At 36.4% G+C, this 729-nt stretch carries 1 protein-coding gene; it reads left to right on the top strand.

All coding sequences use genetic code 11. From position 1 onward, the window contains the following. The first annotated feature begins 16 nt into the window (after positions 1–16). Positions 17–376 carry an IS66 family insertion sequence element accessory protein TnpB gene (tnpB, locus tag ACTQ53_RS17530; protein ID WP_117587742.1) on the top strand — a complete coding sequence of 120 codons (360 nt, stop codon included), beginning with the start codon at positions 17–19 and terminating at the stop codon, positions 374–376. Positions 377–729 lie beyond the last annotated feature (353 nt).

Here is a 729-nt window from a genome sequence, read left to right as displayed (position 1 = left end):
CTAAACTTCAAGCCTTATGTTTAGCTTAAATGGTGCCGTAAAATATAAGTATATTCCCAACTATCAGGATATGCGTGGAGGTTATGACAAGCTTTGTGGAGTGATACGCTCTTTGGGCGAAGATCCAGAGGATGGCACCGCTTACGTGTTTACTTCCAAGGATCAAAAGATAGTAAAGATCATCAGACATGAACATAATGAGTGTCAGATGTATTATCAGAAGTTTGACAAGAACATGAGTTTTGTCCGTCTAGAGTTTGAAGGTGTCCTTCCAATTTATGTGTTGGAGTGGAAGTATCTAGTGGCTATGCTTTCATGCCCTGTTGTAAAAAGCATAGGTCCAATAGAGCTAAAATGCTATGAGGAAGCAGCTTGATGGCGAAAATGATAGTTAATTTTCTGAAAAAACGTATTCGTTTTTTGGGTAAAATAGAGTTAAGTAAATGATATTCAGATTGTTATAGAAAGCTTTAAGGTTGTCTTGTTAAGCCCTGTTTTCGATGTTTTGCGATACTGCAAACATGTCTGACATAGGGTGGTATTACGACTAACGTTAAGTCTCTAAAATAGCGTAAAATACTGAATATTAGATTGTTAAATAAGTTTTATGCGTTTTGTGGAGTCTCATAATATGATTATCTTTGCATCTGCAAACGTTTCATATTATGGCAGATATACATATAGACATAGAGCGCATGATAATGCATTCCAATTACTTGCTGGAGGTGG

It is taken from the genome of Prevotella sp. Sow4_E9_plate, from assembly GCF_052116205.1.
GTDB lineage: Bacteria > Bacteroidota > Bacteroidia > Bacteroidales > Bacteroidaceae > Prevotella.
Note: the sequence above shows the minus strand (reverse complement) of the source record. Positions and strands in the feature narration are given on the sequence as shown.

What these genes read in the sequence shown, in the direction of transcription:
- tnpB (WP_117587742.1), top strand. Translation starts at nt 17, where the DNA reads ATGTTTAGCTTAAATGGTGCCGTAAAATATAAGTATATTCCCAACTAT.